We start from the raw sequence: 25380 nt of genomic DNA, 5'->3' as shown, positions 1-25380 counted from the left end.
GTCTGATTGGCCGCGGGCCCGGGAGATGGTCTTCTGAACGGAAAATAGGGAGATCCGGCTGAGCGCCGTTATCGGTCAAAAGAGGTCCGGTTTTTCGCATAGGGTATGCGGCAGCCGGGCACTTAGAGTGGTACCGCGGGATCTTACGAGCTCTCGTCTCTTCATAGAGACGGGAGCTTTTTGCGTTTCACCAAAAAAATCGGAGGCGATACTATGATTTCCACACAATTAAGCGATGAAATCGAAAGACAGGTCCGGAAGCTGCTGGACGAAACCGGTACGCCGTGGCCGCCAGGAATTAAAGTGCTGGTGGATAAGCCGGCCCATCCCGAGCATGGGGAGTATAGTACGAATGTGGCCATGCTCTTGGCCAAAACGTTAAGAAAACCACCCATGGAGATTGCGGAAAAGCTAAAAAGTGAGCTGGAGCAGGCCGGCATTGCAGAAGGGATTTTTTCGAAAGTGGAGGCTGCTCCGCCGGGCTTTTTGAATTTTGCTATCGATTGGAGCGCCTGGATGAACCGCCACCGGGAATACTCGGCTTATGCGGGGGATGGCGGGAAGGGAAAGGTGGTGATCGAGCATACGTCGATCAATCCGAACAAATCGGCGCATATCGGACATTTACGTAATTCCTGCATTGGGGATACGCTGGCGCGCCTATTATCGAGAGCCGGCCGTGAAGTCGAAATCCACAATTACATTGATGATCTGGGCAATCAGTTGGCTGATACGGTGGTGGGTATCCTTCATACGAAGACGGAGGGAAAGCATGTCCGTTTCGGTGATTTTTGCTGGGATACGTATGCAAAGGTGAACAGGATGTATAAAGAGGAACCTGGCCTGCAGGAAGAGAGAACGAAGGTTCTGCACGAGCTGGAGGAAGGAACCTCTTCTACGGCCTGGATCGGGCGTTTGACGGCGGAAAAGATTGTGCGCGAACAGCTTCACGAGATGAAGGCGTTCGGCATCGGCTATGACGTGCTCGTGTGGGAAAGCCGGATTGTAGCCGAGGGGCTGTGGGAAGCCGCTTTTGAGCATCTCCAGGCTACCGAGGCCTTTTATAAAGTGGAGGAAGGCAAGCTTGCCGGATGCTGGGTGCTGCGTCACGGAGGAGAGCGCAGCGGTGAAGCGGAGGGGGCCTCAAATCCTGACCCGGAAGCGCATCAGGCGGACAAAGTGCTCGTCCGGTCGAACGGGATACTAACTTATACGGCGAAAGATATCGCGTACCATCTGTGGAAGTTCGGATTGTTGTCCCAAGATTTTACGTATATGCCGTTCGCGGAAGGCGTCTGGTCCACCGATTCGCAAGGATGTGCGATGCCGTACGGCCGCGGAGAGACGGTGATCAATGTGATCGATTACCGGCAGGAATATCCGCAGACGATGGTCAAGCTGGCGCTGGAGGCGCTCGGATACAAGGAGCAGGCGGCCAGGCTGCTGCACGTCAGCTACGGAGTCGTGTCGCTGAGCCCCGAAACGGCCGAAAGCCTGGGAGTCGACACTTCCGCAGGTAAAGGCTCATATGCCATGTCGGGCCGCCAGGGTGTAGGCATCAAGGTGGCCGAGCTCCTGCAGGTCATGGAGGAGAGCATCGAATCCAAGCGCTCCCGGCAGGAGGGGCTTTCCAGCCGGGAGATTGCGGCCGCCGCAATCCGGTATTACCTGCTGAAATATCATCTTCAGACGGAAGTTGTTTTCGATCTGCGCCAGGCGACGGAAGTAAGCGGAAATTCCGGCGTATATCTGCTGTACGCTTACGCCCGTGCCGGAAGTGTGCTGGAAAAGGCAGGCGCAGGGCGGATGGGAAGCGGCAAAGCGCTCATGGAGCCTCCGGTGCCTTCCATTGACGGCGGGGCGCTGGAGCCCCCGGAGCGTCAGCTGCTGAAGCAGATCGCGTACTGGACCGAGACCATGGATGCCGCCGTCCGGCAGCTGGCTCCGAATCTGATCTGCAGCTATGCTTTCGAGCTGTCGCTGCTGTTCAACAATTTCTACGGAGCTTGCCCGATACTGAAGGGTCCGGCCGACCGGGTGGAGCTGCGGGTCTGGCTGACTTGGAAATTCCGTGAAACGTTGGGGAAGGCGCTCGATGTGCTCGGACTGCCGGCTCCGGAACGGATGTAATTCTTCCGGCGAGCGCGGTATGCCGTACCTTGACCGGAAGGCTTCGTGAAAGGGGGGCGTGCCGCACGGGCAAGGAGAGCGCGGCAAGCTTAGGACGGTCCGTTGCCGCTTAACCCGGCCCGGTCCGGTCCGGTCTGGTCTGTCCTGGCCTAGCCTAGCCTAGCCTAGGCGGCTTCTTTGTTCACGGCAAGCTTTAACAGCGCATGGGTGTCGGTATAGACGCCGCCTGAGCTTGACCGGAGCACGACGGTAATCAGGTTCTTCCCGTCGAGGTCCGCCGATGAGACGAGACAATAGCCGGCTTCGTCGGTGAAGCCTGTTTTGACGCCGTTAACGCCTTTGAAGTAGTAGGCGCCGCCCTCTTGAAGAAGCTGGTTCCGGTTGACGAAGGTTTGCGAATGTCCGGCCGAAGCGACCGTATGCCGGGGCTGATCGACAATGCTGCGGAACACTTTGTTCTTCATGGCTTCACGGGCAAGCAATGCCATATCGCCCGCAGTCGTGTAATGCTTGGGGTCATGAAGCCCGTGCGGGTTGGTAAAGTGGGAGCGCTTGGCGCCGACCGCGGCGGCCTTCTCGTTCATCAGACCGGCGAAATAGGCGATGCCCTCTTCCGCGGAGAGCTTCCGGCCGCTATCCTTCTCCGCTATGTAGCGGGCGACGGTTCTGGCCGCGTCGTTGCCGGAAGGAAGCATCATCGCGGCGATAAGATCTTCCAGTGAAAGGCGCTGGCCTTCCCACAGTCCGGCGGTGCTTTCACCCGTCGTTTTCAGCCGGATTTCGTCGCCGACCGTAATGCGGTCCTTGGCGCCGCCTTTCTCGAGGGCGACCATGGCGCTGACGACTTTGGTGGTGCTGGCGGGATAAAGGCGCGAGTCCTTTTGTTTCTCGAAAAGGACTTTGCCGGTATCCGCGTCCATGAGTACGGCGGCTTCTCCCTCGACGGAAGAAGTTAAAGGGCTGCCGCTTTCGCCCAGAAGACCAGAGCGCAGTGTCGATAAGGCGGAAGCCGCGCGAGGTTTGATGACATGTAAGGGATCCGAGACAAGGGTCAAGGCGACGACGGCGGCCGTGAGTCCCAGCAGGGTTGATTTTAGTTTCATAGGGTGGTGCTCCTTTCCGGTTTGAGGCGGTAACTGCTCTCCTTCTATATTGGACCCTAACGTTTAATAAACCGATAAGAAAACCTTACGAAATAATTACGATTCTCTGTGATTTTAGACAGATTTTGAGAGTCCCGCGAACAGCCGTTATTCCGGGGATAAAAAAAGCGATCCCCCCGAGGGAGATCGCGTCTAAAAGGAACCGGAGCGGACGGAAGAAGGGGGAGGACTGTCGGGATTCAGCGTCCGCAGGCGGACCGTGAATACCGTCTCCTCCGGATCGCTGTAAGCCTCGATCGTTCCGCCGTGGAGATCGATAATCTGCTTGGCGATGGCCAGGCCGATTCCGGAGCCCCCGAGATGCTTCGTACGGGACTTCTCTACGCGGTAGAACCGCTCGAAAATCTTCGGAAGATCGGGCGCGGGAATCGATTCTCCGTAATTGGTTAAGGACAGGACAATTTCGCTGCCTTCAATCCGTCCCGTGACGTCGAGATAAGCTCCGTCATACCCGTACTTGATGGCATTGGTGATCAGATTTTCGAACACCCGGCGCAGTTTGTTGCCGTCCGCAAGCACATAGAGGCGGGGCTGCTCGAACGTCATCCGCGTGTCCATGTCCGCCTCCTTGAGCTGCAGCTGAAAAGCGGAGAAAATCTGATGCAGCATTTCGACCAGATCGATCTTGACGAGCTGCAGCTTCATTTCTTTGTTCCGGAGCCGCGTATACTCGAACAAATCCTGAACGAGCTGGTTCAGCCGCTGGGATTCCTCGTACGCCATCCCGATATAGTGGCGGAGCTCCACTTCGTCCCGGTACCTGTCCTGATCCACCAGGCCCAAGTAACCGGTAATGGAAGTGAGCGGTGTCCGGAGATCGTGCGATACGTTCGTGATCAGGTCGTTCTTGGCCTGTTCGGCCTGGCGTTCTTCCTCCAGGGAGAGCTTCAGGCGGTCCACAAGCCGGTTAACGTGTACGGCAAGCTGACCGAGCTCGCCGGAGCCCCCCGCCGGAACGCGGTGATTAAAATCGCCGTCGGTGATTTTTTGCATATTCTCGATAATCTGCGCGAGCGTGCGCTTGTCCCGGTGACGCTGCTCCAGCCGGTAAAAATAAATAAAAAAGAGAAGGAAGATGATCAGTCCGGCCTGGATATAAGCTTCGGGATAACCGATCCGGTAGTTGATCCAGATCAAAATATTTTCCAGGCTGATCCGCTCGGAAAGATAGGAATAGAAGAGCGTGCGGCCCAGGAGAAAAATAAGAAGCAGCACGAGCAGGGATGAACCGAGGCTGTACAGCAGGGCTCTGCTCCAATTAGTTTTCAAGCTTGTAGCCGACCCCCCATATCGTGTGGATAAGTTTCTCGCCTTCCATTTCCTTCTCCAGCTTGTCGCGGAGGCGGCTGATATGAACCGTGACGGAGTTCGTGGATTCGAAATATTTTTCTTTCCAGATTTTCTCGAAAATTTCTTCCGAGCTGAAAACGCGTCCCGGATGAGTCGCCAGCAGGGACAGAATGCCGAATTCGATCGGCGTCAGCTTGACGAGGCGTCCGTTGGCCGTAACGGTATGCGTCTGCTTGTCGATCAGCAGGGAACCGATCCGGGTCGTGTGCTCTTCGGCGGGAACGGATGCCTGTGCCTGGAAATACGCCCGTCTCAACAAGGACTTCACACGGGCGATCAGCTCCAGCGGATTGAAGGGTTTCACGACGTAATCGTCCGCTCCGGTCATCAGTCCGGTAATTTTATCGAGATCCCCGTCCTTGGCGCTGATCATCAAGATGGGGGTCATTTGCTTTTCGCGTATTTTCATGCAAACTTGAAGGCCGTCCATGCCCGGCATCATAATATCGAGAATGACGAGGTGAACCGTCTGCTCCGCCATAATTTCCAGAGCCGTCAGGCCGTTGTCGGCTTTGTAGACGGTATAGCCTTCGTTTTGTAAATAAATTTCGATGAGCTGCGCGATTTTATCGTCGTCGTCGACGATCAGAATATGCTTGTCCATGTCCGTTTTCATCCTTTGTTTTGCCCGTTTGCGGAGGGCCGTCATTCATAATGGTTCCATTGTATCATTTGTTGCTTAGGATCTTTTTACAAAAAGGTTAAGAAATTCTTTCAATAAAAAAAGCGGGGATGCCCCCGCGGCTTAAATAAAGGCCGGTCCCCAAAGAGAAAACGGCTCCGGTTCTTATTTCGAAAACAGTTTCAGGTAATCGCCGTAGCCTTCTTCTTCCAGTTTGTTTTTCGGAATGAAGCGCAGAGCGGCCGAGTTGATGCAGTAACGGAGCCCGTTCGGGCCCGGGCCGTCTTCGAAGACATGTCCCAGATGGGAATCCGCTTCTTTGCTGCGGACTTCCGTGCGGACCATATTGTGGGTCAGATCCACATGCTCCGTTACTTGCTCGCCCTGCAGCGGCTGCGTAAAGGAAGGCCATCCGCAGGACGAATCGAATTTGTCCAGGGAGCTGAAAAGCGGCTCGCCGGATACGATATCGACGTACAGCCCTTCTTCTTTGTGATCCCAGAATTCATTGCGGAACGGCGGCTCGGTGCCGCTGTTCTGCGTCACTTCGTACTGCATGGGCGTGAGACGCTTTTTGAGATCCTGATCTTTCGCGTGGTCTTTCCAAGTGTTTTTCAAAAATGCCGCCCTCCCTGATCCTACCGAGTACGCTTTATAGCGCAGCGGATTTTTTTTATAGTACCCTTGGTGATACTCTTCTGCCGGGTAAAACGGCTTGGCCGGTAAAATTTCCGTGGCGATCGGTTTGTCGAACCGCCCGCTGCGGGCCAGATCCGACTTGGATTTCTCCGCCGCCGCCTTCTGTTCCTCGCTATGGTAGAAAATGGCGGTTTGATACGACTGTCCGCGGTCGTTAAATTGGCCGCCCGCGTCCGTCGGGTCGATCTGCTGCCAGAATACCTGAAGCAGGCGCTCGTAGGAGAACACGGCAGGGTCGAACGTGATCTGGACCGCTTCGTAATGGCCGGTCGTATCGGAGCAAACCTGCTCGTACGTCGGATTCTCCAGGTGACCGCCCGTATAGCCGGATTCGACCTTGAGAATTCCAGGCTGCTCGTCGAACGGCTTGACCATGCACCAGAAGCAGCCGCCTGCAAATGTTGCCAGCTCGGATGACTTGTTTTCCAAACTCATGGTTCTCCAGCTCCTTTATTTGAAAGTTCTGTAATGTCGGTTAGATTCCTGACCTTTCCATTATACCATCTCCCCGCCCGAAAAAAGAAATCCCGCCGCCGGGTCACGGCTTCCTGTCGTTTGCCGCGTCCGCTTTACGGCCGGTCCACTCTTTCACGAAAGCCGCGAAAGGAGTATAATGGCCCTTGCATGACGTATGCAGTCCATTCTGAAACGAAACAGGTGACCTCGATGGAAGCGAATTATTGTATGACGTGCGGAACTCCGCTTGAAACGCGGGATATGGACGGAACGCTTCGCCGGGCTTGTCCGGCCTGCAGCTTTGTCCACTGGGGCAGCTACAGTGCGGGCGTGGGGGCTCTCGTGATGCGGGAAGATAAGCTTTTGCTCGTCCGCAGGGCGCAGGAGCCGGGCAAGGGGAGATGGACCAACCCGGGCGGCTTTATCGAACAGCTTGAGCTGATTCACGAGACGATTGCGCGGGAAGTGCTGGAGGAGACGGGCATCGAGGCTTCCGTTAAGAAGGTAGTGGCGTTCCGGGACATGCCGAAAAGCATTCATAACATTTATATCGCTTTCGCGATGGATTACGTAAGCGGGGAACCCGTACCGGACGATCACGAGGTGGACGCCGCAGGATTTTACAGCCTGGAAGAAATGGAGACGATGAACGTGGCTCCTTTTACTCGCTGGCTGGCCGATGTGGCCTGGAACGGGCGGGGCGGAGGGCTGGTTATCGACACGGATCCGGTGGTTCCGCTGGACGGGTACGGACTATTCCGCGTCTAACACGGTTAAACAGCGGAGAGGATACAAAGCATGCAGCCAAGGCAGCGATTGCCGGAAGCTGCATTTTTTTTAGGGAAAAAAATCGGCATGAAAAGAGCCGGTCGGGCAGCATTCGAATCCTTGATTTCAATTGGTAAAATTATTCTCCAAAAGCGCCGAAAACCGTATTAAAAATTCCTTGTACAGATGGAAGTTTCCTGTGCTATCTTATTGCCATAGAAAGATTTGGAAGCGTTTTCTAAAAAGGCGGACGTGATGATTTTCGGCTCCGGGTTTAAGCCCTCTTTTTTAAGTCCTCCGACATAAGACTCCTGCTGTAAAACTCTTCCTGCGAGACTTGCTTTCACATTCCGCTTAATGACTTCCGCCTAACGGAACGCTTTCCGAATCTTCCGCCATCATGTATAGGAGGTCATGTTCTTGAAAAAATGGAAACCCTCTTTATTGACCGCATTAACGCTGGGGCTTGCGCTGGGAGCCGTTCCCGCCATGGGCGCGTCCTCTGCCGGTGATATCAGTATCGCTTACGGCACTCGTGTCGCCGTACAGCAGCAGAAGCCTGTTCTGCAGGGGGATGCCCTGACCGTACCCGCCGAAGAGCTAGCCAAACAGCTTCAACTAAAGCTTAGTCCCCTGAAAGAGGACGGGACTTTTACGCTGTCCAAGGCGGGCGTCTTTATCGAGATGAAGCTGGGCTCCAAGGAAGCGCGAGTGAACAACCAGCTCGCTAACCTTCAAGCCGCTCCCGCCAAACAAGGAGACGCGCTGTACGTTCCTCTCCGTTTCGTATCGGAGGCGTCGCGGAGCCTGGTGGAGTGGGATCAGGCCAGACGGATGGCGATCATTAGCCCTGCTTATAAAGTCGTCGGCTATTTCACCTCTTGGGGAAAATTGAAGGCTTCCGAGATCGACGCGTCGAAGCTGACGCATATCAACTACGCGTTCGCCAATATCGTGGACGGGGAGGTGGCGCTGAGTTCGCCTAAGGAGCAGGAAGAAGCCTACCCGGGAGCGTGCAAAGGAGAAGATTGCGCTAAATTTGTAAGCGATTTCAAAGAGCTTGCGAAATTAAAGCAGGCGAATCCTCATTTGCAGACGCTGGTCAGTGTCGGCGGCTGGACCTGGTCGGGCCGGTTCTCGGACGCGGCTCTTACGGAGGCTTCGCGTACCAAATTTGCCGACAGCACCGTCCGCTTTATCCGGGAGAACGGCTTCGACGGAGTCGATCTCGACTGGGAGTATCCGGTGACGGGAGGCCTGGAAACGAATGTGCGCCGTCCGGAGGACCGCACGAATTTTACCCTGCTGCTGCACACCATCCGTGAAAAGCTGGAAGCCGCCGGACGTGAAGACGGCCGTCATTATTTGCTCACGATCGCATCGGGCGCAAATCCGAACTACGTGAGGGATACGGAGCTCGATAAAGTGGCCGAGGCCATTGATTTCGTGAACATCATGACGTACGATCTGCACGGAAGCTGGGAGCCGACGAGCAACAACAACGCCGCCTTGTACTACGATCCGGCCGATCCGGATCCGAACGCCCACCGTTTCTATGTGGAAGCGGCTGTGAATGGGCACCTGAATGCGGGGGTACCGGCCAAAAAGCTGGTGCTGGGCATTCCGTTCTACGGCCGTTCCTGGGGCGGCTGCGAAGCCGTAAACAACGGTCTGTACCAGGCCTGCAAAGGCGGGGACGTCGTGGATTGGACTGAAAAGCCGGAAGGATTCCAGCGCTACTGGAACGACCGCGCCAAGGTTCCTTACCTCTACAACAAGCAAACCGGCCAGTTCGTCTCCTACGAGGACGAGGAATCGGTCGGTTACAGAGCCGAATTTATCAAGGAAAAAGGCCTCGGCGGAGCCATGTTCTGGGAGCTGAACGGCGACCCGGACGGCAAGCTGCTGCCGCGGCTGGCGGAATCGCTGGACCGATAAGGAGTCGGTCGGCCGGCGGCGATCCCGTTCTATGACTACGCTCGGATTGCTGAGCGAATAGGGGGATTCGGCTGCCGGCGGGCGGTCCGGTATACGGAACGGGACCTAGGTTTTAGCTGAATACACTCTTTAGAACCGCACGGGAACCTTCGGGGTCAACGGGTGTATTCTAGGGAGTGTATTTTTATGGAGAGAAATGCTCGTCGTTCCGCGGCCTTAATCTTCCTCTTTTTTTGGTGAAGACCTCCTTCTTTACGGGTATGTTCAGCGGATGGAGCCGGATTGGTTCCGTGCGGTCTCCCCGTGGTATAATGCGGACATCTCATCTGTTTACCTGTTAAATAAAGGAGTCGGACTCTAGTGAAATCGCGTCTTGTTATGCTTGTTTTGGCTCTGCTCGTTTATGCGGGGCTTACTATTTACATCGGATGGCATGGCGAGCGCTTTCTCGACTTCTGGGGAATTTCCGCGCCGGCCGGAATATACTGGACTTTGCTGGCGGTACTGGCTCTCGCGTACATGCTGGGCCGCTCTCCCGTAGTTCCGGGTCCCCCGGGCAGGCTGCTGAAGGTCATCGGATCTTATTATTTCGCCGTGCTGGAATTTGCCGTGATTCTCCTTCCGCTGGGAGACTTGGCCGCCTGGCTCTTGAAACTTGCGGGATTTCCTCCCGCCGTATATTTCGGAGGTACGGGAAGCGTCGTGCTCGTGATTCTGATTGTCCTGCTTGCCAAAGGATACTGGAATGCCTGGACGCCCATCGTCCGGACGTACCGGGCGCGGGTCGATAAACGGGCCGGCCGTTTGCGTCAACTCCGGGTAGCCGTTGCATCCGACATTCACTTGGGCAATATTGTAGGAAAACGGCACTTGACCCGTCTGGTTAAGGCGGTCGACGCGATGAAGCCCGATCTTATTCTGCTTCCCGGCGACCTTATCGACGACAGCATCGAACCGTATATCCGCAACGGAATGTCGGAGGTCATGAAGCAGCTTCAGGCGAAATACGGCGTATATGCGGTGCTGGGAAACCACGAATATTACGGCGGCCATATCGAAGAGCACATCCGCCAAATGGAGTCGATCGGTATCCGCGTGCTGCGGGACGAGACGGTTTCCGTAGAGGACGCTTTCTATATCGCGGGACGCAAAGACAAGACGGCGGAGTCGTTCGAAACCGGCGGCCGTATGGCAGTGGACCGGCTGCTGTCCGGGCTGGATCCGTCGAAGCCGATTCTTCTCATGGACCACCAGCCCTATCATTTTGACAAGGCAGCCGCTGCCGGAGCGGATGTGCTTCTGTGCGGTCACACGCATCGCGGGCAGTTCGCGCCGAATCACTGGATCACGGGAAGGTTGTTCGAGCTGGATTGGGGCTACATGCTGAAGGAGAAGATGCATGTCGTCGTATCGTCCGGTTTCGGCACATGGGGACCCCCCATACGGATCGCCAGCCGTTCGGAAGTTATCGAGCTTATTCTCGATTTTGAGGAAGCGGAATGAAAGAGTTTTCATGGTATAATAGTCTGGTAAAAGGCCGCGCTGGAACTGACGAGGGGAGAGAGAAGCATGACACACAACCGTGCGTATGAGAGTAACTATCAGGGAATGAAAGCCGTCCGGCTGGAATGGGGCGCCTATGAAGCCGTCATGCTCCCGGATTACGGAGGCAACCTTATCGCTTTTCGGGATACGGACAACGGCTACCGGTTTCTGCACGAACCGGCTGAGGAAGAGCTGGAATCCTTCAAGGCGAATCCGGGAATCCACGGCATTCCCGTGCTTTTTCCGCCGAACCGTTACGAAGACGGCAAGTTCCCGTGGAACGGCAAAGTGCTCCGGTTTCCGATTAACGAAGAGGCAACGGGCAACCATTTGCACGGATTTCTACATAAGATTCCATGGCAAGTCGACGAATACGGGACGACGGAAAGCGAAAGCTTCGTAAGCGTGTCCGTCCGGGTGGATGAAGCCCATGAGGTGTACAAGTTTCTGCCGTTCCGCTTTACGATCCGCCTGCGTTATTCGCTCAGCGCGGACGGCTTGGCCCAGCATCTGTTTATCCGCAACGAAGGCGGAGAACGGATGCCTTGTCTGCTTGCTTTTCACACGTCGGTTAACGCCCCTTTCGCGCCGGATGCTTCGGCGAAGGATTACAGGGTGAAGCTGACGATCGGCAAGCGCTGGGAGATGAACGGCCGCATGCTTCCTACTGGCAGGCAGCAGCCCTTGACGCGGGAAGAAGAGCAGCTCCGGGACGAAGGGGTTTATCCTTTCTACGAACCGCTGGACAACCATTATACGGTGTCGGCCCAGGATGGGCGCAACCGTATGGAGCTGACCGACACGAAGCGCAACGTCACCCTCGTTTACGATGTCGGTACGTCCTACAAGCAGTGGATGATCTGGAACCACTTCGGGGAGGAAGGTTTTTTCTGCCCGGAGCCGCAAGTGAATCTCGTGAACGCGCCGAACAGTCCGCTGCCGGCAGAGGAAATCGGCTTGTTCGGGCTGGAACCCGGAGAAATCTGGGAAGAGACCGGAAGGCTTTATGTGAAATAACGGACGCTTTTAACCGAAGCGGCAAAAGAAGACGGCGCTTTCCCATCATCTCCAGAACATGATAAGATGGGAGGCAAGGAGGAGTATATATGACCACACCTAACGAATCCGGCGATCAGCCTATCGAAGCTCAAGCGACAGAAGAAGAGCAGCTGTCTCCCGAAGAACAGGCAGCCAAAGAACAGCAGGAGCAACAGCAGCAGAACGAAATTATTTTTGCCTGGTACAAGCATGCCGAGCAGGTATTGAAAGAGCAGTTTTCCGACTACGAAGTGGAAGGACAGGTGGGCCAGCACCCCGTCTTCGGTCCTTTGTTCGCCTACACGGTCCGTCAAAACGATAACAGCTATTCCTGCGGATTTTTCCTCAACGAGCTCGTGCATACGTTCCAGAACAAGGAGAATCCGGGTCTATGGATGTCTTCCTTCTTCGTGGACTTGATTCGCAGCTCCGACAATCGTCCGCTTCCGGCCGCTCCTCAAAGCGAAGAAGAAGCGAAAGAGCTGCTGGACAAATATATCGTGCCTCACTGCGCGGAGAGCGTAAGAAGCGAATTTCCGGAAGAACAGATCTACGTCGATCTGGAGATGCATCCGGAAGCCGGTCCTGTCCTGGAAGTGGGCTTCCCGTCCATTAAAGAAGGCAACAATACGTTTGCCCTTCCGCTCCAGTTTCTGATGACGCTTCACTTGCTGAACCGCGATCCGGCCGATCCGCTTGTTCAGGCGCTTTATAAAATCCATGAAGAGCATCAGCAGCAGGCGGAGCACACGTAACCGATTCCGACTGTCCGATGCCCGCTTGCCGAGTAACGGTGCCGCTTATCGTGCCGTACCGGCCGGTGATTGACAAAAAGACGATTCCCATCCGGGAATCGTCTTTTTTCGTTGCCATGCGCTACAAATCGGGCTCCTCTTCGAAGTTCAGGTTTACCGGAGCGTCGGGGAGCTCGGCAGCCTCCTCCAGATTCGTCACAGGCACCTGGAGACTGACGATATCGAACTGGAGGCTGTCGATCCAGACCCGGCCGCTGCCGTTCAGCAGAACGCCAAAGGCGATGGCCACACTCTCTTTGGGCACATCCAGCACCAGGCTGTATCGGCTCCAGCCCGTCGTTCCGCGGATGGGTCTGCCGCTCATGTTGTCAAACCCGAGCACGTCGTGATCCTTGCCGTCTACGCGCAGCCACAAGCCGCACCAGTCCTTGACTTGCTCGGTTTTGACGAATCCGCTCAGCCGGAACCGATGTCCCGCGTAAGCGTCCGCTTTGAACATCTGCATCATGGTCGCAAAGCCGGAAGCCCGTTCCGCAAGCGCGCGCAGATAACCGGACGATTTGCCGTGGTGGACCACCAGCCGGTCTATGCCCACCTCGTAATCTCCCGAATGGGTGCCGGTAAGCATCCATCCCCGGGGTTCTCCTTGTAAATCGTTGATTGGTTCCGTCTGTTCGGCCATTTCGGCTTCACTCTCCTTCTGCATCGTAAGCGTTCGGTAGTAGGAACGGTATTGGCCCGGCGTCATGAGGAACATGCGCTTGAAAGAGCGGGTAAACGATTCCTGGGAATCGAAGCGGTATTCAAGCGCGATGTCGAGGATCCTCCGCTCGGTTCCGAGCAGGCTGCATGCCGCGCTGGACAGTCGGCGTCTGCGGATATAGTCGGCGGGAGGCATGCCTACCTGGGCCTGGAAGATCCGGTGAAAATGATACATGGAAAATGCCGCCCGCTCGGCGAGGATTTCCAGATTCAGCTCCTCCTTCAGATGAGCTTCGATGTAAGAAAGGGTCCGGTTGACCGTTTCCGAATATACGACTGCTTGCACCATCGCCGGGTATCGCCTGCCTTTCCGCTATCAGCTTACCATGGAGAGCCGGACGGGACTTGATCGTTCTTGCGTTTTACAACTGCTGCCGTTCGGCAACGGTCGAATGGTTATCTACGTACAGGGTGTTCGTGTACTCCACACGGCCGATTTCACAGCCGGGACCGATCTTCACGTCTCTACCGCGTACGACGGAGGCAGATGTATGCTCCAGGTAGATGACGTCCCCTTCGATGGTTCCGGCTTCCAGGGAGGTGCGTTTGGAACCGAAAAGAGAAACCAGCGAGTTCAGGAAACCGTTTTTGTTCACCTGGATGGATTCTCCGCCGATTTCACGGGCCCGGCACGGTCCGAACAGGCGAATGTCGATGATGCCCGCATTCAGCAGGCCGCCGACTTCAAAACCGCCGTAGGCTTCGAACTTTTCCGCTTCGCAGTCTCCGTTGATCTGTACGGAACCGCGAATGACCGCCGTGTCTGCGGTCAAGGAGCCGCCGATGCCGGCCGATCCGTTAACTTTGACTTGCCGGGCAGCCACGTCGCCCCGAAATTCCCCGTTTCCGCTGACACTCAGCAATTCGGAACGGACATTTCCGGATACGGAGCCGCTTCCGCGTATGATCACTTCCCGGGCGGCCAAGTTCCCGTACACATGGCTGTGCCCCGCCGATTTATAGCTTCGGCATTCCAGATCGCCGTCTATCCGGCCGTTTCCGTTAATTCTCGCGTTCCGGTAACGTCCGCCGTCTGCCGAACCCGATCCCGAGATCGACAAGTCATTCGTTATAATAGGCTGTGCTTCCATGGTCAGGCCTCCCGCCAAATTTTTGTTTTTAACGCTTCAACGGATGAGGAAAGCTGCAGGCGCGCCGCCACTTTCACACCCTTTTCCAGATAAATCTCTCCGGTGCCCTGCTTTAGAAAACAGGTGGACACACCCATTTTGCGGATAAAAAGGAGTTCCCCGTCGCTGTCGCTCATGTTCGGGTACTGGTCTGTCATAAGCTGGATAAGGCCGCTTCCTTCCTCCAAGCTGATTTCCCCGGTTTCGAGCAGCGTGTGAAGAACATAGACGGCGAAAATACGCTCGAATGTCCACACCTCGGCGTCTCCGCTGAGCCGGACGAAATAGTCCAGCGCAACCTTCGAAACAATGTTATGAAGGATAAGTTCTTCTTTCGTCATGCTCAGGTCGGAAGGGCGGGGAGAGAAGCGATCGGCCAGCTCATCCAGCGACAAATCGTCTTTCTGATGCAAAATGTTGTCGATGCGGACGAGAATCTCTTTCTTGGGAAAAAACGTTTCCTGCCCCGTGAAGGTAGATTTTCGGATGAACCACGCTTCCGGTATAAGGTTTTTTCGTTTCCAGCGATAAAGCTGGCCGTAGGATATGCCGGTCAATTCGAGCAGATCTTTTTTCGAAATCAATTCCTGCGTCATCTCAACACCTCTTGAAAAAGATTGTAACATAACACTGTTACACTGTAAATCGTCCTACATGCGTAAGACTTTTCTTATCAATTAAGTCATAAAAAAGACGTTGACACTTCAAAAAAACGTGTGCTAAGCTACTTGAAACTCCGATAACACACTAATCCAATCGGAATTATTAAAACAAAAGAGTCTACCGTTCGAACGGAGACGCGCTTTTTTCCCTTCAGGGGAAAGTGCGTCTTCTTTTTTTGGGATGAGCGGAAGAACATAAGGGGGAGAGAGACGAAAATGACAATAATATCCGGATGGCTGAAGCGTTCCGCACGTACAAAGGCACGGCTGGCGGCCCTTATGCTGACGGCTGCGGTCGTTCTGCCCGCATGTTCTTCGGGCGGGGACAAAGGGGCCGCGGCAACAACGCCGAATGAGGCAAAATCCGTCGTAACGGGAGACTCCAAGGTGGTCCGAATCGGCTACCAGAAAGGGAATACGCTTAATATTTTGAAAGAACACGGCAATCTGGAGAAACGGCTGAAAGAGAAGAACATCACCGTGGAATGGAAAGTTTTTGCGGGCGGAAATTTTCTGCTGGAGGCGTTAACGGCGGGAAGCATCGATTTCGGGCATGCGGCGGACGGCTCGGGCGTATTCGCGCAGGCCGGAGGCAAACCGTTTGTCTACGTGGGCTGCGATCTTCCCAACCCGGAAGGCATGGGAATTGTGGTTCATGCGGGTTCGCCGGTAAAAACCGTCGCGGATTTAAAAGGCAAGAAGATCGCGGTGGCGAAGGGCGGGAATCATCATTACCTCGCTGTTCTGGCGCTGGAAAAGGCCGGTCTCAAACTGGACGATGTCAAATTCGTGTTCGTCAAAGACGCATCCGAAGGGAGAGCTCTGTTCGAAACGAAGCAGGTGGACGCGCTCGGCTCTTGGGACCCTTTTTTCGCCTCGGTCGAGAACGATCTGTCGCCGGTGACGCTGACGGACGGAACGGGATATTCACCGAACCGGACCTTTTATTACGCCAATGAAACGTTCGCGAAAGGAAATGCCGGGCTGATCAAAACGATTCTGGAAGAAATCGACGTCTCCGACAAATGGGCCAATACGAACAAGCCGGAAGTCGTCAAGCAGCTGACGGAAGCGCTCGGCATCGACCAAAAGGCAATCGAACGGGCCGTGAACCGCCGAACGTACGGCGTCGAAAATTTGTCACCGGAAATCATTGAGCCGCAGCAAAAACTGGCCGATACGTTCCACCGGATCGGACTGATCGGGGACAAGATCCATGTAGCTCCGCTGATGCCGACCCAGCAGGCGTGGGCAATCGGAAAATGACGGCGGATCCTAACTTGAGGGAGATGACGAAATGTCGGTAAGCGTTCGACAAGCGGATACGAGACGAAGAGATACATGGGCGGCCGCGCTGCTTCCCTGGCTGCTTCCGGTGCTTTTTCTGGCGGGCTGGCATATGGCCGCCGTCTACGGGCCCGTTTCCCAGCGGTTGTTCCCGCCTCCTCTTGAGGTGGCGAGGTCGGGTTGGAAGCTTCTTTCCTCGGGCCAGCTTACGTATCATCTAGGCGTCAGTCTGGGGCGTGCGGCAGCGGGTTTTGTCATCGGCGGGGGAATCGGGCTGCTGCTGGGGGCCGTCAACGGATTGTTTGTGACGTCCTACCGGATGTTCGATACGTCGATCCAGATGATCCGAAATATTCCGCATCTTGCGCTGGTACCCCTTGTGATATTATGGATGGGAATCGACGAAGGAGCGAAGGTGTTCCTGGTTTCTCTCGGCGTGCTTTTCCCGGTCTACGTAAATACATTTCACGGAATACGATCCATCGACCGGGGGTATTTAGAAATGGGGGGCGTCTACGGACTCACCTCCTGGCAGCTTTTCCGCCATGTTATTTTGCCGGGGGCGCTTCCTTCCGTTTTTGTGGGGATCCGATACGGGCTCGGAATTATGTGGCTGACGCTGATCGTAGCCGAGACGATCGCAACGGATAAAGGAATCGGGTATTTGGCTTTAAATGCCCGTGAGTTTATGCAGGCGGACATCATCATTTTAAGTATTCTGCTGTACGCGCTGCTGGGCAAGCTGGCGGATGTGATCGCCAAATGGCTGGAGCATACTGTGCTCAAGTGGAATGTAAGCTACCGGAAAGCCTAGAACAACGTAAACGGAGGTGCCGCAATTGAGCGGGTGGAGTCAGTTGGCCGAGGAGGCTTTATATACGGAAGCCCTGGCAGGTGATAAAAGAAGGGCGGTTTCGGGCGAGGACGCCGGGCAAAGCGGGGAGCGCCTGTTCGGAGCGTCTGTCCGGCTGCAGGGCGTTCATAAATCGTTCGGAGGCAAAAAGGTGCTTCACGAGCTGGATCTGACGATCCGTCCGGGTCAGTTTATTGCCGTTGCAGGCAGAAGCGGCAGCGGAAAAAGCACGCTGCTCAGACTGCTGGCCGGGCTTGAGAAACCTGCCGAGGGCCGGATCGAGATCGACGGCAGGCCCGTATCCGGCATCGGCCGGGATATCACGGTCATGTTCCAGGAGGCCCGCCTGCTCCCGTGGAAAACCGTGCTGGACAACGTCGGCATCGGTTTAAGCGGGAACTGGCGCCCGCGCGCCCTGCACGTACTCGGGCAGGTTGGCCTGACGGACCGCGCCGGCGACTGGCCGGGCGTCCTGTCCGGAGGCCAGAAGCAGCGGGTCGCCTTGGCGCGGGCGCTTGTCCGCCAGCCGAAGCTGCTGCTGCTGGATGAGCCGCTGAGCGCCCTGGATGCGCTGACCCGGCTGGAGATGCAGCAGCTGATCGGCACGCTCTGGCAGCGGCACGGCTTCACGACCCTGCTCGTCACGCACGACGTAAGCGAAGCGGTCCGTCTGGCGGACCGGATTCTTCTGATCGAGGACGGGAAGATCGCGCTGGACGCCGATAACCCGGCTCCGTGGCCGAGGGATCAGGCGAATCCGGAATTCGCCCGACTCGAGAAGCGGGTTCTGGAGCGGATTATGCAGACAGGCGGGGGGAACGGCCGATGAATCCATCTCCGTTCAGCTTCGCCCGAACAGCGGAAGAGCGGGAGCGTCTCGAGGGGATCGGCCGGCTGGCCGACACTTTGCGTGACGAAGCGGCCAGGGCGGATGAGGAGAACGGCTTCTCCTACGGAGCTATCGACGCGTTGAAGGAAGCCCGGTACCCTTCGCTGACCGTCCCGGCCGAATACGGAGGAGCCGGAGCATCCCTGTACGAGTTTGTTCTGCTGCAGGAAAGGCTGGCCCAGGGAGATGCGGCGACAGCACTCGGAATCGGCTGGCATCTGGGCATCGTTCTGGAACTGGCGAATCAGCCTGCCTGGCGGGACAAATACGAGGCCCTGTGCAGAGACATCGCCTCCCGCAACCTTCTGATTAACCGCGCGGCTACGGAAAAAGGGACGGGGAGCCCGTCGCGCGGAGGCCGTCCGGCTACAACGGCGGCGGAAGTAAAGGGCGGCTACCTCCTCAACGGACGCAAGACGTTTACGACGCTTGCTCCCGCCCTTGACCTCGTCATTGTGACCGCGTCCCTGGAGCCGGACGGAAGTCACGGCGAGTTTGTTTTTCCCGTCACAACGGAAGGCGTCCGCATCGAGCCGACTTGGGATATGGTCGGCATGCGCGGAACGGCCAGTCACGACCTGGTGCTGGAGGATGTGCTTGTCCCGCCGGAGGCGAGGGTAAAGCACACCCGCAGCGAACCGAGCAGACCCGGGCCGGCGGCTCATCCGTATCTGCTGCACATTCCCGCCTGCTACCTCGGGATCGCTCTCGCGGCGAGGCGGGAAGCGGTCTCTTTCGCGGCGGCTTACCGGCCGAACTCGCTTCCCCACCCGATTCTGGAGCTGCCCCATATCCGGCAGTTGATCGGGGAGATCGAGCTGGAGCTTTCCGCGGCGAGGCATTTCCTCTACGCGGTCGCGCAGCGCTGGGAGACGGCCCCCGCAAATCCGGGGGCTTTCGCCGCGGACTTGAGCGCCGTCAAGACGTTCGCCGTGCGGACGGCGCTTACCGTCGTCGACAAATCGATGCGGATCGCGGGCGCGCACAGCTTGGCGATGACTCACCCGCTTCAGCGGCTGTACCGGGATGTGCGGTTCGGACTGCACAATCCCCCGATGGACGACGTCACGCTGAAGCAGCTGGCCGACCGGGTGGAGCGCGAACTGCTGCAACCGTCAGAGGGAACGGCGGAGGCGTAAGCGAAGGGCGCTAAAGCCATGAAGAATATCAATTGGTCAAGCGTGGCACCTCTAGCACGTATTCCAATTCCATGCCTTATCACAAGTCTAATACATGCTGTACGTGACTAACGTCTACATGGAAACTGCGGCCCCTGCATTTAACCAACGTTTTTACAGTATACACGGGCTGAATGATTAAGTGAAAAAAGATCATGGCGACCTACAGCCATGATCTTTTTTCACTTAGATTGCTGATTTCGGTGGAGTAATCTGGTTAATATGACGGTAAGAAAGTAACAAAAGCTGATGTCGGCTGACGGTTAATCTCCGGCGAGCGGAGTGCGTTGGAAACTCGCATGCTCCGTTCTGGGAGGGAGATTTGGAAAAGGGCTGTCTTTAGATAGTAACTCGCTGGATGCCTACTTTACACCGACCCTCATCATGGAGGCCATGAAGCGGATGCCCGCACGGATAGGACAGTGCAGGCGAATTCCTGGTATAATTCGGGGCGTAACCGGAAAGGGTGAAAGAATGAAATATAAACATCCCTCACAAAATGGTTCCAAGTCCATGGCCGTCGAAATGCCCAACGCTTGGGTCGATGCCCGGAAGCGAACCGTCGTCTGGCTGGCTTTGGTTTACTTTTCCATTGTGCTTATTCAATGGACAACCCGCTTTCAGTGGATACCTAGTTTATTTTTTACGGGTTTGTATCTTTTTCACGGCTCCTTATACTGGCACTCCGATTCCTTCACCAAGAAGCGTCCTTGGGTTTATCTCGTTCTGCAAGGACTGCTTGTTTTGTGGTTCGTCTGGTTTATGCCCATCGCTTGGACGATTCTGATCCTCGGTCTTTTTCCGGTTCTTATGGGGCAAAGCGCTGTTATTTATCATCAGAACACCAAGGTCGCTATCGCATGTATTTATTACCACATTCTTGCTTTCTTTATCATCGTGAAAGTCAACGAGCTTCCTGCGCTTGTCGTTTTTGGTCCTCTGCTGCTTCTCTTGAATTTGATCGTCACTTCGTATACCCGTATGTTTCAAAGGGAGGTATTTGGACGCGTCCATACTCAAAACTTCCTACGGGACCTAGAGTCCGCCCATCAGAAAGTGGAAGAGCTTACGCTCGCCAACGAAAGGCAAAGGATAGCGCGCGACCTTCATGATACACTGGCACAGGGACTTGCCGGCGTGCTTATGCAGATTGAAGCGATAGATGCTCACTTGTCAAAAAGCAATGTCGAACGGGCTCAACAAATTTTGCGCCAATGCAGGGAAACGGCGAGAAAAACGCTTGCGGAAGCGCGAAGCGCCATCGACGGTCTAAGACTTCGCTCCTCGACCGCCACCGAATTTTCCGATTCGGTTCGGGAAGAAGCGGACGGGTTCTCGTCGGCTACGGGGATACCGGTTGAGCTTCATGTCGAGCTACTGCCGCATATTTCGAAACTGATGACCGAACATGTGCTGCAAATCGTCAAGGAATGCCTGATGAACATAGCCCGTCATGCGGAAGCTTCACGTGTCGGAATTTCCATCAGTCGTGCAGAAGACCGAATCGTCATCGAAATTCGCGATAACGGAAAAGGATTCGATCCGGCTGCGATTGGCCGCCAACTCGGGCATTACGGTTTGATCGGCATGAAAGAGCGGGTTCGCATTCTCGGCGGCGTACTCGATATCTCAAGCGCAAGCCAGCAAGGAACGATCGTTCGATTAGAGCTGCCCGAGAACAGAGAGGAGGCTAAGCATGAGTTGTAAAATCATGATTGTCGACGACCATTATGTGGTCAGAGAGGGATTGAAGCTGATATTGGAAACGTGCGACGACTATGAGGTGATTGGAGAAGCCGCGGACGGAGCGGCCGCTCTCCGCTTGCTGGAAGAACTTTCGCCGGACGTCATTCTGATGGATCTCAATATGCCGGTGATGGGCGGACTCGAGATGATGGAGCAAATGAACGCGCGGGGGATCGACATTCCCGTCGTGATCTTGACCACCTACAATGAAGACGAGTTGATGATCAACGGTTTGGCGTTAGGCGCCAAAGGATATTTGCTGAAGGATACGGGTAGAGACCATTTGTTCAGAACGATCGACTCCGCTATGCGGGGGGAGACGCTGCTTCAGCCCGAGATCACGGCGAGAGTGTTTGCCATCAAGCAGACGAAAGAAACGCCTGTCCGGTCGGCAGGAACCGCGATTTTGTCGGATAAAGAAAGAATAGTGCTGCAAGCTGTTGTCCAAGGGCTTCGGAGCAAGGAAATCGCTTCGGACATGGGCATATCGGAACGTACCGTCAAAGCGCATTTGACCAACATTTATAATAAATTAGGCGTGGATTCGCGGTCGCAGGCGGTTGCGATCGCAGTCGAGCAGGGATATATCTAATTGCCCAAAGGTACATAACGGGCATGCCCGATCGGACGATTTCGAAACTGCCGCCGCCCGATATAATGATCTCCATACCAGAAAGAAATATTGGGAGGAGATTGGAGTATGGCAAAATTATTGTATCGCATCGGTCGGTGGGCAGCCGGGAAACCGAAGTCCGTTTTTATCGGCGGCTTGGCCGTCTTGCTAATTACAGCGCTAATCGGGTTAAGGATGGGAGCGGTTTTCACCGGCGACATGTCGATCCCCGGCACCAAATCCGAACAGGCGGCTACCGTCATTGGCGAAAAATTCCACACAAACGGGGCGGCCGAGTACGGTACCGTACAAATCATATTTAAAGCGCCCGACGGACAAACGCTTGAAACGGAGTCGATGCGTCAGATTGTCAAGCAAACGTTGGATGGAATCTCCAAGGACGAATCGGTCGCCTCGGTAGCAAGTCCCTACAATGCCGGAACGATCAGTCAAACGAAAGAAATTGGGTATGCTACTGTTACCTATCGTTCTCAGGCGGAGGATGTATCGGAAGCGTCCAAAGAGATGGTCTTATCAAGCGTTGAGCAAGCGCGGGCCCACGGCGTGCAAACGGAAATCGGCGGCTCGGTCAGCTTCGAATCGCTTGAAATTGGCGGGGTTTCCGAAATCGTTGGCATAGCAATCGCGTTCCTTATTCTGATTTTCATGTTCCGTTCCATCCTGGCGGCAGGGTTCACGATTGTTACCGCGTTGATCGGACTAGGCATCGGAATCATGGGGATTATCGTTGCTTCGAATTACGTCGATATGTCTTCGGTCTCCCTGACGCTTGCCGTTATGCTCGGCCTTGCGGTCGGGATCGACTATGGCCTGTTCATTATTTCGCGTCACCGGCAAAATATGTCCGAGGGCAGATCCGTTCATGAATCGATTGCCATTGCCACAGGAACCGCAGGCAGCGCGGTCGTATTTGCCGGCTGTACCGTTATTATTGCTCTTGTGGGCTTGGCCGTAACCAATATTCCCTTTATTACCATGATGGGTCTCGCGGCAGCTTTAACCGTCTTCACAGCCGTTCTGGTTGCGATCTTCATCGTTCCTGCGGTTCTAGGCATGCTTGGCGAGAGGATTCGTCCCAAGTCGGCACCGGATATGCCGCTCAAAAAGCCGAAGGCGACAGCGAATGCCGAGTCGAATGCATGGGGCCGGTTTGTGCAAAAATTTCCGTTGCCGACGGCGCTTGCGGGCATCTTGGTGCTGGCGTTCATCAGTCTTCCTGCCTTGCACCTGCAAACCGGTCTTCCTGACAATAGCTTGAAATCTGAAGAGACGACCGGGCGGCGCGGCTACGACTTGATCGCGGAAGGCTTTGGACCCGGATACCAAGCGCAGCTTGTGGTTGTCATGCAAGCGAAGACTGCCGATCATGCCAAAGCGGACATTGCGTCAGCAAGAGAAGCTCTGGGCAAACTGGACAATGTTGTAATGGCAACGGAGCCCGTTATGAGTCCGGACGGCGATACCGCCATAATAACGGTGCTGCCGGGAACCGGCCCGCATGACCTCAAAACAGCCGATCTGGTGTACGACATTCGTAAGCTTTCGGACGAGACCATGCGGCAAAATCAGGTCGAACTGATGGTGACCGGAAGCACGGCCGTCAATATCGATATTACGGACAAGCTGAACCACGCACTTCCAGTATTCGCTTCTCTTGTAGTCGGCCTTGCCTTGATTCTTCTCGTGATGGTTTTTCGTTCCATACTTGTACCGCTCAAAGCCCTGTTAGGCTATCTGCTTACGCTTGCGGCAACGCTCGGATTCGTCGTTTTCGTCGTTCAGGACGGCCATATGGCCGGTTTGTTTGGAATCCCCGAGCCGGGTCCGGTACTGAATTTCCTGCCGCTGTTGGTGGCAGCGATCTTGTTCGGATTAGCGATGGACTATGAGGTATTCCTTGTGAGTCGGATGCGCGAGAAATTTATCCATTCGGGCGATGCGAAAAAAGCCGTGCTCTTCGGTTTGAAAAGCAGCGGAAGCGTAGTTACCGCCGCAGGTTTAATCATGATTTCGGTATTCGCAAGCTTTATATTTGCGGAAGACACGATGATTAAATCGATGGGCCTTGCCCTTGCCTTCGGCATTCTGTTCGACGCCTTCATCGTCCGGATGACGATCGTGCCGGCCGTCATGACGCTTATGGGCCGCTCCGCCTGGTATTTGCCGAAATGGCTGAACCGCATCTTGCCGAATATCGACGTCGAAGGCGAATCGATCGTGAACAAGCAAGAGACTGATGAGATTTTGCAGGATCGTATGATGCGTTCATAGAAGTCCGAATCATGCTATCGAGATGGTCGTCTAAGTGTTAGCTCGTTTTTTAAGCATTCGATTTGATAATTACAGGTAGATACAATCTGGGAGGCTTGCATAACGATTCGAATGAAGCTCGCTTATTCGGCGGGCTTTTTTTTACTGGGAAGGGGGAGACATGAACGGAAACCAAGCCGATAAAGCAGCATGAATGCTAACGGTGAACGATAGTTCAATCAAACACGACGGCAGCCAACTATCAAAATATGGCGGAAGTGATCTGTGAACACAATCCTAACCGAGTAGGAAGAAAAAATGATTAAATTTGAATCTTTTTTTGTTGCGGACCTCACGGATCGACTTTATCCGGCAAAATTAAAGAACAGCTAAACCTTGCGATCCAAAATATGGATATTTAGTCCATGCAGCAACCTGCAATCCGACTAAACCACCATCATCTCTGATGTTAAATACGGAGATGGTGCCTTGATTACCGTTAAGTGTGTAAAAATTACGTCCATCTTTGCTCACTCCAGCATCTATTGGCAGGCCAGGAGGTGTACCTACTGGTGTACTGGTAATATTCCCGATAACCGTTAATGCACCACTGCCATCTATACGGTAGGTCGATATTGTGCCACTCAAAGTATTGGTGGTATATGCAAATCGTTCATTCGTCGTTGTTACAACCCAGCAAGCCGTCTTTTGGCCGTTCAATATAGAGCCACTGATAACATGAAGTTGCCCGTTGTCGCTCATTGAATAGGATGACAGCGCACTAGAAGAGGATTCCGTAACCAAAAGGAGTCCTGAAGATAAGAAATAACAGCCGAACGGCCCCATACCATTAGAAATATGAACGATTGGACCTGTAACCGTACCCGTATTATTCACATGGAACACACTTAGATGATTTGAAGTAAACTCGGATACAACGATTTTACTTCCATCTGGAGTGAAGAGAACTTGCGCCGGCTGTGCATTGAAAGTACTAAGAGAATGAGTGGATCCTGGAATAGGAGTAAGGCGTCCGTTAGCATCTATCCGAAAACCAGTGATATTGGATGAAATATTGTTAGCGACATTACCTACATTGGAAACATAAAGAAGATTACCATACACATCTACACTATTGGGACGAGCACCTCCTGATGGCTTCACATCTACGAGAACAGGCGCTCCGCTTTCGGTGATGAGAAAACTGCTGATATCATTGCTGCCGGCGTTAACTGCAAGAAGGAAACGGCCATCGCGGGACAAAGTTAGGGAGCCTTGTGACTCGAGGGGATCCACGCCACTGTTTGCTGTTGCAGTGGAAACTCCCCTTGTACCAGAGCCTCTTCCATATGTTGTGTAGGAACCCATAAAGGTGAGGATTCCATTTGTATCCCGAAAAAATGCAATGACTTCGTTCATTACTTCCGAATTGGTCATCATGTAAACCATACTCGTTCGAATCGGCATTTTATGACTCTCCTCCTTCGAGCTTTTCACTGGTTCTAACCGGTCTTTTATGGTTTGG

At 54.7% G+C, this 25380-nt stretch carries 21 protein-coding genes; 13 read left to right on the top strand and 8 right to left on the bottom strand.

What is annotated here, in order from left to right; genetic code table 11:
• The first annotated feature begins 213 nt into the window (after positions 1 to 213).
• Positions 214 to 2130 (top strand): arginine--tRNA ligase, encoded by a 1917-nt coding sequence (locus AC2TF6_RS19580; RefSeq protein ID WP_491308135.1) that lies wholly within the window; start codon positions 214 to 216, stop codon positions 2128 to 2130.
• Between the two features lie 164 nt (positions 2131 to 2294).
• Here the strand turns inward: AC2TF6_RS19580 and AC2TF6_RS19575 are convergent, their stop codons facing one another.
• From AC2TF6_RS19575 to msrA, 4 genes are all read right to left on the bottom strand, one after another.
• Positions 2295 to 3233 carry a D-alanyl-D-alanine carboxypeptidase family protein gene (locus tag AC2TF6_RS19575; protein ID WP_491308134.1) on the bottom strand — a complete coding sequence of 313 codons (939 nt, stop codon included), beginning with the start codon at positions 3231 to 3233 and terminating at the stop codon, positions 2295 to 2297.
• A 192-nt stretch (positions 3234 to 3425) separates the two neighbouring features.
• Positions 3426 to 4562: a sensor histidine kinase gene (locus tag AC2TF6_RS19570; RefSeq protein ID WP_491308133.1), complete on the bottom strand. Its 1137-nt coding sequence runs from the start codon at positions 4560 to 4562 to the stop codon at positions 3426 to 3428.
• Positions 4552 to 5247, bottom strand: coding sequence for a response regulator transcription factor (locus AC2TF6_RS19565; RefSeq protein WP_326056772.1), 696 nt, complete (start codon positions 5245 to 5247; stop codon positions 4552 to 4554). Before AC2TF6_RS19565 ends, AC2TF6_RS19570 begins: the two co-directional genes overlap by 11 nt.
• Positions 5248 to 5430: 183 nt before the next feature.
• A complete protein-coding gene (msrA, locus tag AC2TF6_RS19560; protein ID WP_009677273.1) occupies positions 5431 to 6399 on the bottom strand; it encodes a peptide-methionine (S)-S-oxide reductase MsrA in 969 nt (322 codons plus the stop codon).
• A 189-nt stretch (positions 6400 to 6588) separates the two neighbouring features.
• On the opposite strand from msrA, the gene AC2TF6_RS19555 reads away from it, so the two are divergent.
• The 5 genes from AC2TF6_RS19555 (at position 6589) to AC2TF6_RS19535 (ending at position 12464) form a co-directional block, all read left to right on the top strand.
• Complete coding sequence (locus tag AC2TF6_RS19555; protein ID WP_016423967.1) at positions 6589 to 7188, top strand: NUDIX hydrolase; 600 nt, start codon at positions 6589 to 6591, stop codon at positions 7186 to 7188.
• A gap of 414 nt (positions 7189 to 7602) precedes the next feature.
• Complete coding sequence (locus AC2TF6_RS19550) at positions 7603 to 9126, top strand: glycosyl hydrolase family 18 protein (protein ID WP_491308132.1); 1524 nt, start codon at positions 7603 to 7605, stop codon at positions 9124 to 9126.
• Between the two features lie 360 nt (positions 9127 to 9486).
• Positions 9487 to 10629, top strand: a complete 1143-nt coding sequence (locus AC2TF6_RS19545) for a metallophosphoesterase (protein ID WP_491308131.1) — start codon at positions 9487 to 9489, stop codon at positions 10627 to 10629.
• Positions 10630 to 10695: 66 nt separating this feature from the next.
• Entirely contained in the window at positions 10696 to 11688 is a 993-nt protein-coding gene (locus tag AC2TF6_RS19540; protein ID WP_491308130.1) for an aldose 1-epimerase, read from the top strand.
• Between the two features lie 89 nt (positions 11689 to 11777).
• Positions 11778 to 12464 (top strand): hypothetical protein, encoded by a 687-nt coding sequence (locus tag AC2TF6_RS19535; protein WP_218229709.1) that lies wholly within the window; start codon positions 11778 to 11780, stop codon positions 12462 to 12464.
• Positions 12465 to 12585: 121 nt separating this feature from the next.
• Here AC2TF6_RS19535 and AC2TF6_RS19530 read toward each other — a convergent pair whose 3' ends face one another.
• The 3 genes from AC2TF6_RS19530 to AC2TF6_RS19520 form a co-directional block, all read right to left on the bottom strand.
• Entirely contained in the window at positions 12586 to 13515 is a 930-nt protein-coding gene (locus AC2TF6_RS19530; RefSeq protein ID WP_491308129.1) for a helix-turn-helix domain-containing protein, read from the bottom strand.
• A gap of 73 nt (positions 13516 to 13588) precedes the next feature.
• Positions 13589 to 14317 carry a polymer-forming cytoskeletal protein gene (locus AC2TF6_RS19525; protein WP_491308128.1) on the bottom strand — a complete coding sequence of 243 codons (729 nt, stop codon included), beginning with the start codon at positions 14315 to 14317 and terminating at the stop codon, positions 13589 to 13591.
• A 2-nt stretch (positions 14318 to 14319) separates the two neighbouring features.
• Complete coding sequence (locus tag AC2TF6_RS19520) at positions 14320 to 14952, bottom strand: YhbD family protein (protein ID WP_218229712.1); 633 nt, start codon at positions 14950 to 14952, stop codon at positions 14320 to 14322.
• A gap of 282 nt (positions 14953 to 15234) precedes the next feature.
• Here AC2TF6_RS19520 and AC2TF6_RS19515 point away from each other — a divergent pair, with 282 nt between their 5' ends.
• From AC2TF6_RS19515 to AC2TF6_RS19485, 7 genes are all read left to right on the top strand, one after another.
• A complete protein-coding gene (locus AC2TF6_RS19515; RefSeq protein ID WP_491308127.1) occupies positions 15235 to 16284 on the top strand; it encodes a sulfonate ABC transporter substrate-binding protein in 1050 nt (349 codons plus the stop codon).
• A 31-nt stretch (positions 16285 to 16315) separates the two neighbouring features.
• A complete protein-coding gene (locus AC2TF6_RS19510) occupies positions 16316 to 17119 on the top strand; it encodes an ABC transporter permease subunit (protein ID WP_491308126.1) in 804 nt (267 codons plus the stop codon).
• A gap of 25 nt (positions 17120 to 17144) precedes the next feature.
• Positions 17145 to 17987 carry an ATP-binding cassette domain-containing protein gene (locus AC2TF6_RS19505; RefSeq protein WP_491308125.1) on the top strand — a complete coding sequence of 281 codons (843 nt, stop codon included), beginning with the start codon at positions 17145 to 17147 and terminating at the stop codon, positions 17985 to 17987.
• The gene (locus AC2TF6_RS19500; RefSeq protein WP_491308124.1) at positions 17984 to 19186 is read left to right on the top strand and encodes an acyl-CoA dehydrogenase family protein; all 1203 of its coding nucleotides are present in this window, start codon (positions 17984 to 17986) and stop codon (positions 19184 to 19186) included. Before AC2TF6_RS19505 ends, AC2TF6_RS19500 begins: the two co-directional genes overlap by 4 nt.
• 513 nt (positions 19187 to 19699) lie before the next feature.
• Positions 19700 to 20932, top strand: a complete 1233-nt coding sequence (locus tag AC2TF6_RS19495; protein ID WP_491308123.1) for a sensor histidine kinase — start codon at positions 19700 to 19702, stop codon at positions 20930 to 20932.
• Positions 20922 to 21563 (top strand): response regulator, encoded by a 642-nt coding sequence (locus tag AC2TF6_RS19490; protein ID WP_491308122.1) that lies wholly within the window; start codon positions 20922 to 20924, stop codon positions 21561 to 21563. The genes AC2TF6_RS19495 and AC2TF6_RS19490 overlap by 11 nt, the downstream gene beginning before the upstream one ends.
• Positions 21564 to 21671: 108 nt before the next feature.
• The gene (locus tag AC2TF6_RS19485; protein ID WP_491308121.1) at positions 21672 to 23876 is read left to right on the top strand and encodes an MMPL family transporter; all 2205 of its coding nucleotides are present in this window, start codon (positions 21672 to 21674) and stop codon (positions 23874 to 23876) included.
• 357 nt (positions 23877 to 24233) lie between these two features.
• Here the strand turns inward: AC2TF6_RS19485 and AC2TF6_RS19480 are convergent, their stop codons facing one another.
• Positions 24234 to 25322 carry a lactonase family protein gene (locus AC2TF6_RS19480; protein ID WP_491308120.1) on the bottom strand — a complete coding sequence of 363 codons (1089 nt, stop codon included), beginning with the start codon at positions 25320 to 25322 and terminating at the stop codon, positions 24234 to 24236.
• Positions 25323 to 25380 lie beyond the last annotated feature (58 nt).

The organism is Paenibacillus sp. JNUCC 35 (assembly GCF_058269095.1).
This window is presented reverse-complemented; position numbering and strand designations above follow the sequence as displayed.

Excerpts from the sequence above, each read along its gene's own strand:
- AC2TF6_RS19540 (WP_491308130.1), top strand. The coding sequence starts at position 10,696 with ATGACACACAACCGTGCGTATGAGAGTAACTATCAGGGAATGAAAGCC.
- AC2TF6_RS19525 (WP_491308128.1), bottom strand. The coding sequence starts at position 14,317 with ATGGAAGCACAGCCTATTATAACGAATGACTTGTCGATCTCGGGATCG.
- AC2TF6_RS19580 (WP_491308135.1), top strand. The coding sequence starts at position 214 with ATGATTTCCACACAATTAAGCGATGAAATCGAAAGACAGGTCCGGAAG.
- AC2TF6_RS19555 (WP_016423967.1), top strand. The coding sequence starts at position 6,589 with ATGACGTATGCAGTCCATTCTGAAACGAAACAGGTGACCTCGATGGAA.
- AC2TF6_RS19520 (WP_218229712.1), bottom strand. The coding sequence starts at position 14,952 with ATGACGCAGGAATTGATTTCGAAAAAAGATCTGCTCGAATTGACCGGC.
- msrA (WP_009677273.1), bottom strand. The coding sequence starts at position 6,399 with ATGAGTTTGGAAAACAAGTCATCCGAGCTGGCAACATTTGCAGGCGGC.
- AC2TF6_RS19485 (WP_491308121.1), top strand. The coding sequence starts at position 21,672 with ATGGCAAAATTATTGTATCGCATCGGTCGGTGGGCAGCCGGGAAACCG.
- AC2TF6_RS19500 (WP_491308124.1), top strand. The coding sequence starts at position 17,984 with ATGAATCCATCTCCGTTCAGCTTCGCCCGAACAGCGGAAGAGCGGGAG.
- AC2TF6_RS19480 (WP_491308120.1), bottom strand. The coding sequence starts at position 25,322 with ATGCCGATTCGAACGAGTATGGTTTACATGATGACCAATTCGGAAGTA.
- AC2TF6_RS19515 (WP_491308127.1), top strand. The coding sequence starts at position 15,235 with ATGACAATAATATCCGGATGGCTGAAGCGTTCCGCACGTACAAAGGCA.
- AC2TF6_RS19510 (WP_491308126.1), top strand. The coding sequence starts at position 16,316 with ATGTCGGTAAGCGTTCGACAAGCGGATACGAGACGAAGAGATACATGG.
- AC2TF6_RS19575 (WP_491308134.1), bottom strand. The coding sequence starts at position 3,233 with ATGAAACTAAAATCAACCCTGCTGGGACTCACGGCCGCCGTCGTCGCC.
- AC2TF6_RS19550 (WP_491308132.1), top strand. The coding sequence starts at position 7,603 with ATGTTCTTGAAAAAATGGAAACCCTCTTTATTGACCGCATTAACGCTG.
- AC2TF6_RS19535 (WP_218229709.1), top strand. The coding sequence starts at position 11,778 with ATGACCACACCTAACGAATCCGGCGATCAGCCTATCGAAGCTCAAGCG.
- AC2TF6_RS19565 (WP_326056772.1), bottom strand. The coding sequence starts at position 5,247 with ATGGACAAGCATATTCTGATCGTCGACGACGACGATAAAATCGCGCAG.
- AC2TF6_RS19490 (WP_491308122.1), top strand. The coding sequence starts at position 20,922 with ATGAGTTGTAAAATCATGATTGTCGACGACCATTATGTGGTCAGAGAG.
- AC2TF6_RS19495 (WP_491308123.1), top strand. The coding sequence starts at position 19,700 with ATGAAATATAAACATCCCTCACAAAATGGTTCCAAGTCCATGGCCGTC.
- AC2TF6_RS19530 (WP_491308129.1), bottom strand. The coding sequence starts at position 13,515 with ATGGTGCAAGCAGTCGTATATTCGGAAACGGTCAACCGGACCCTTTCT.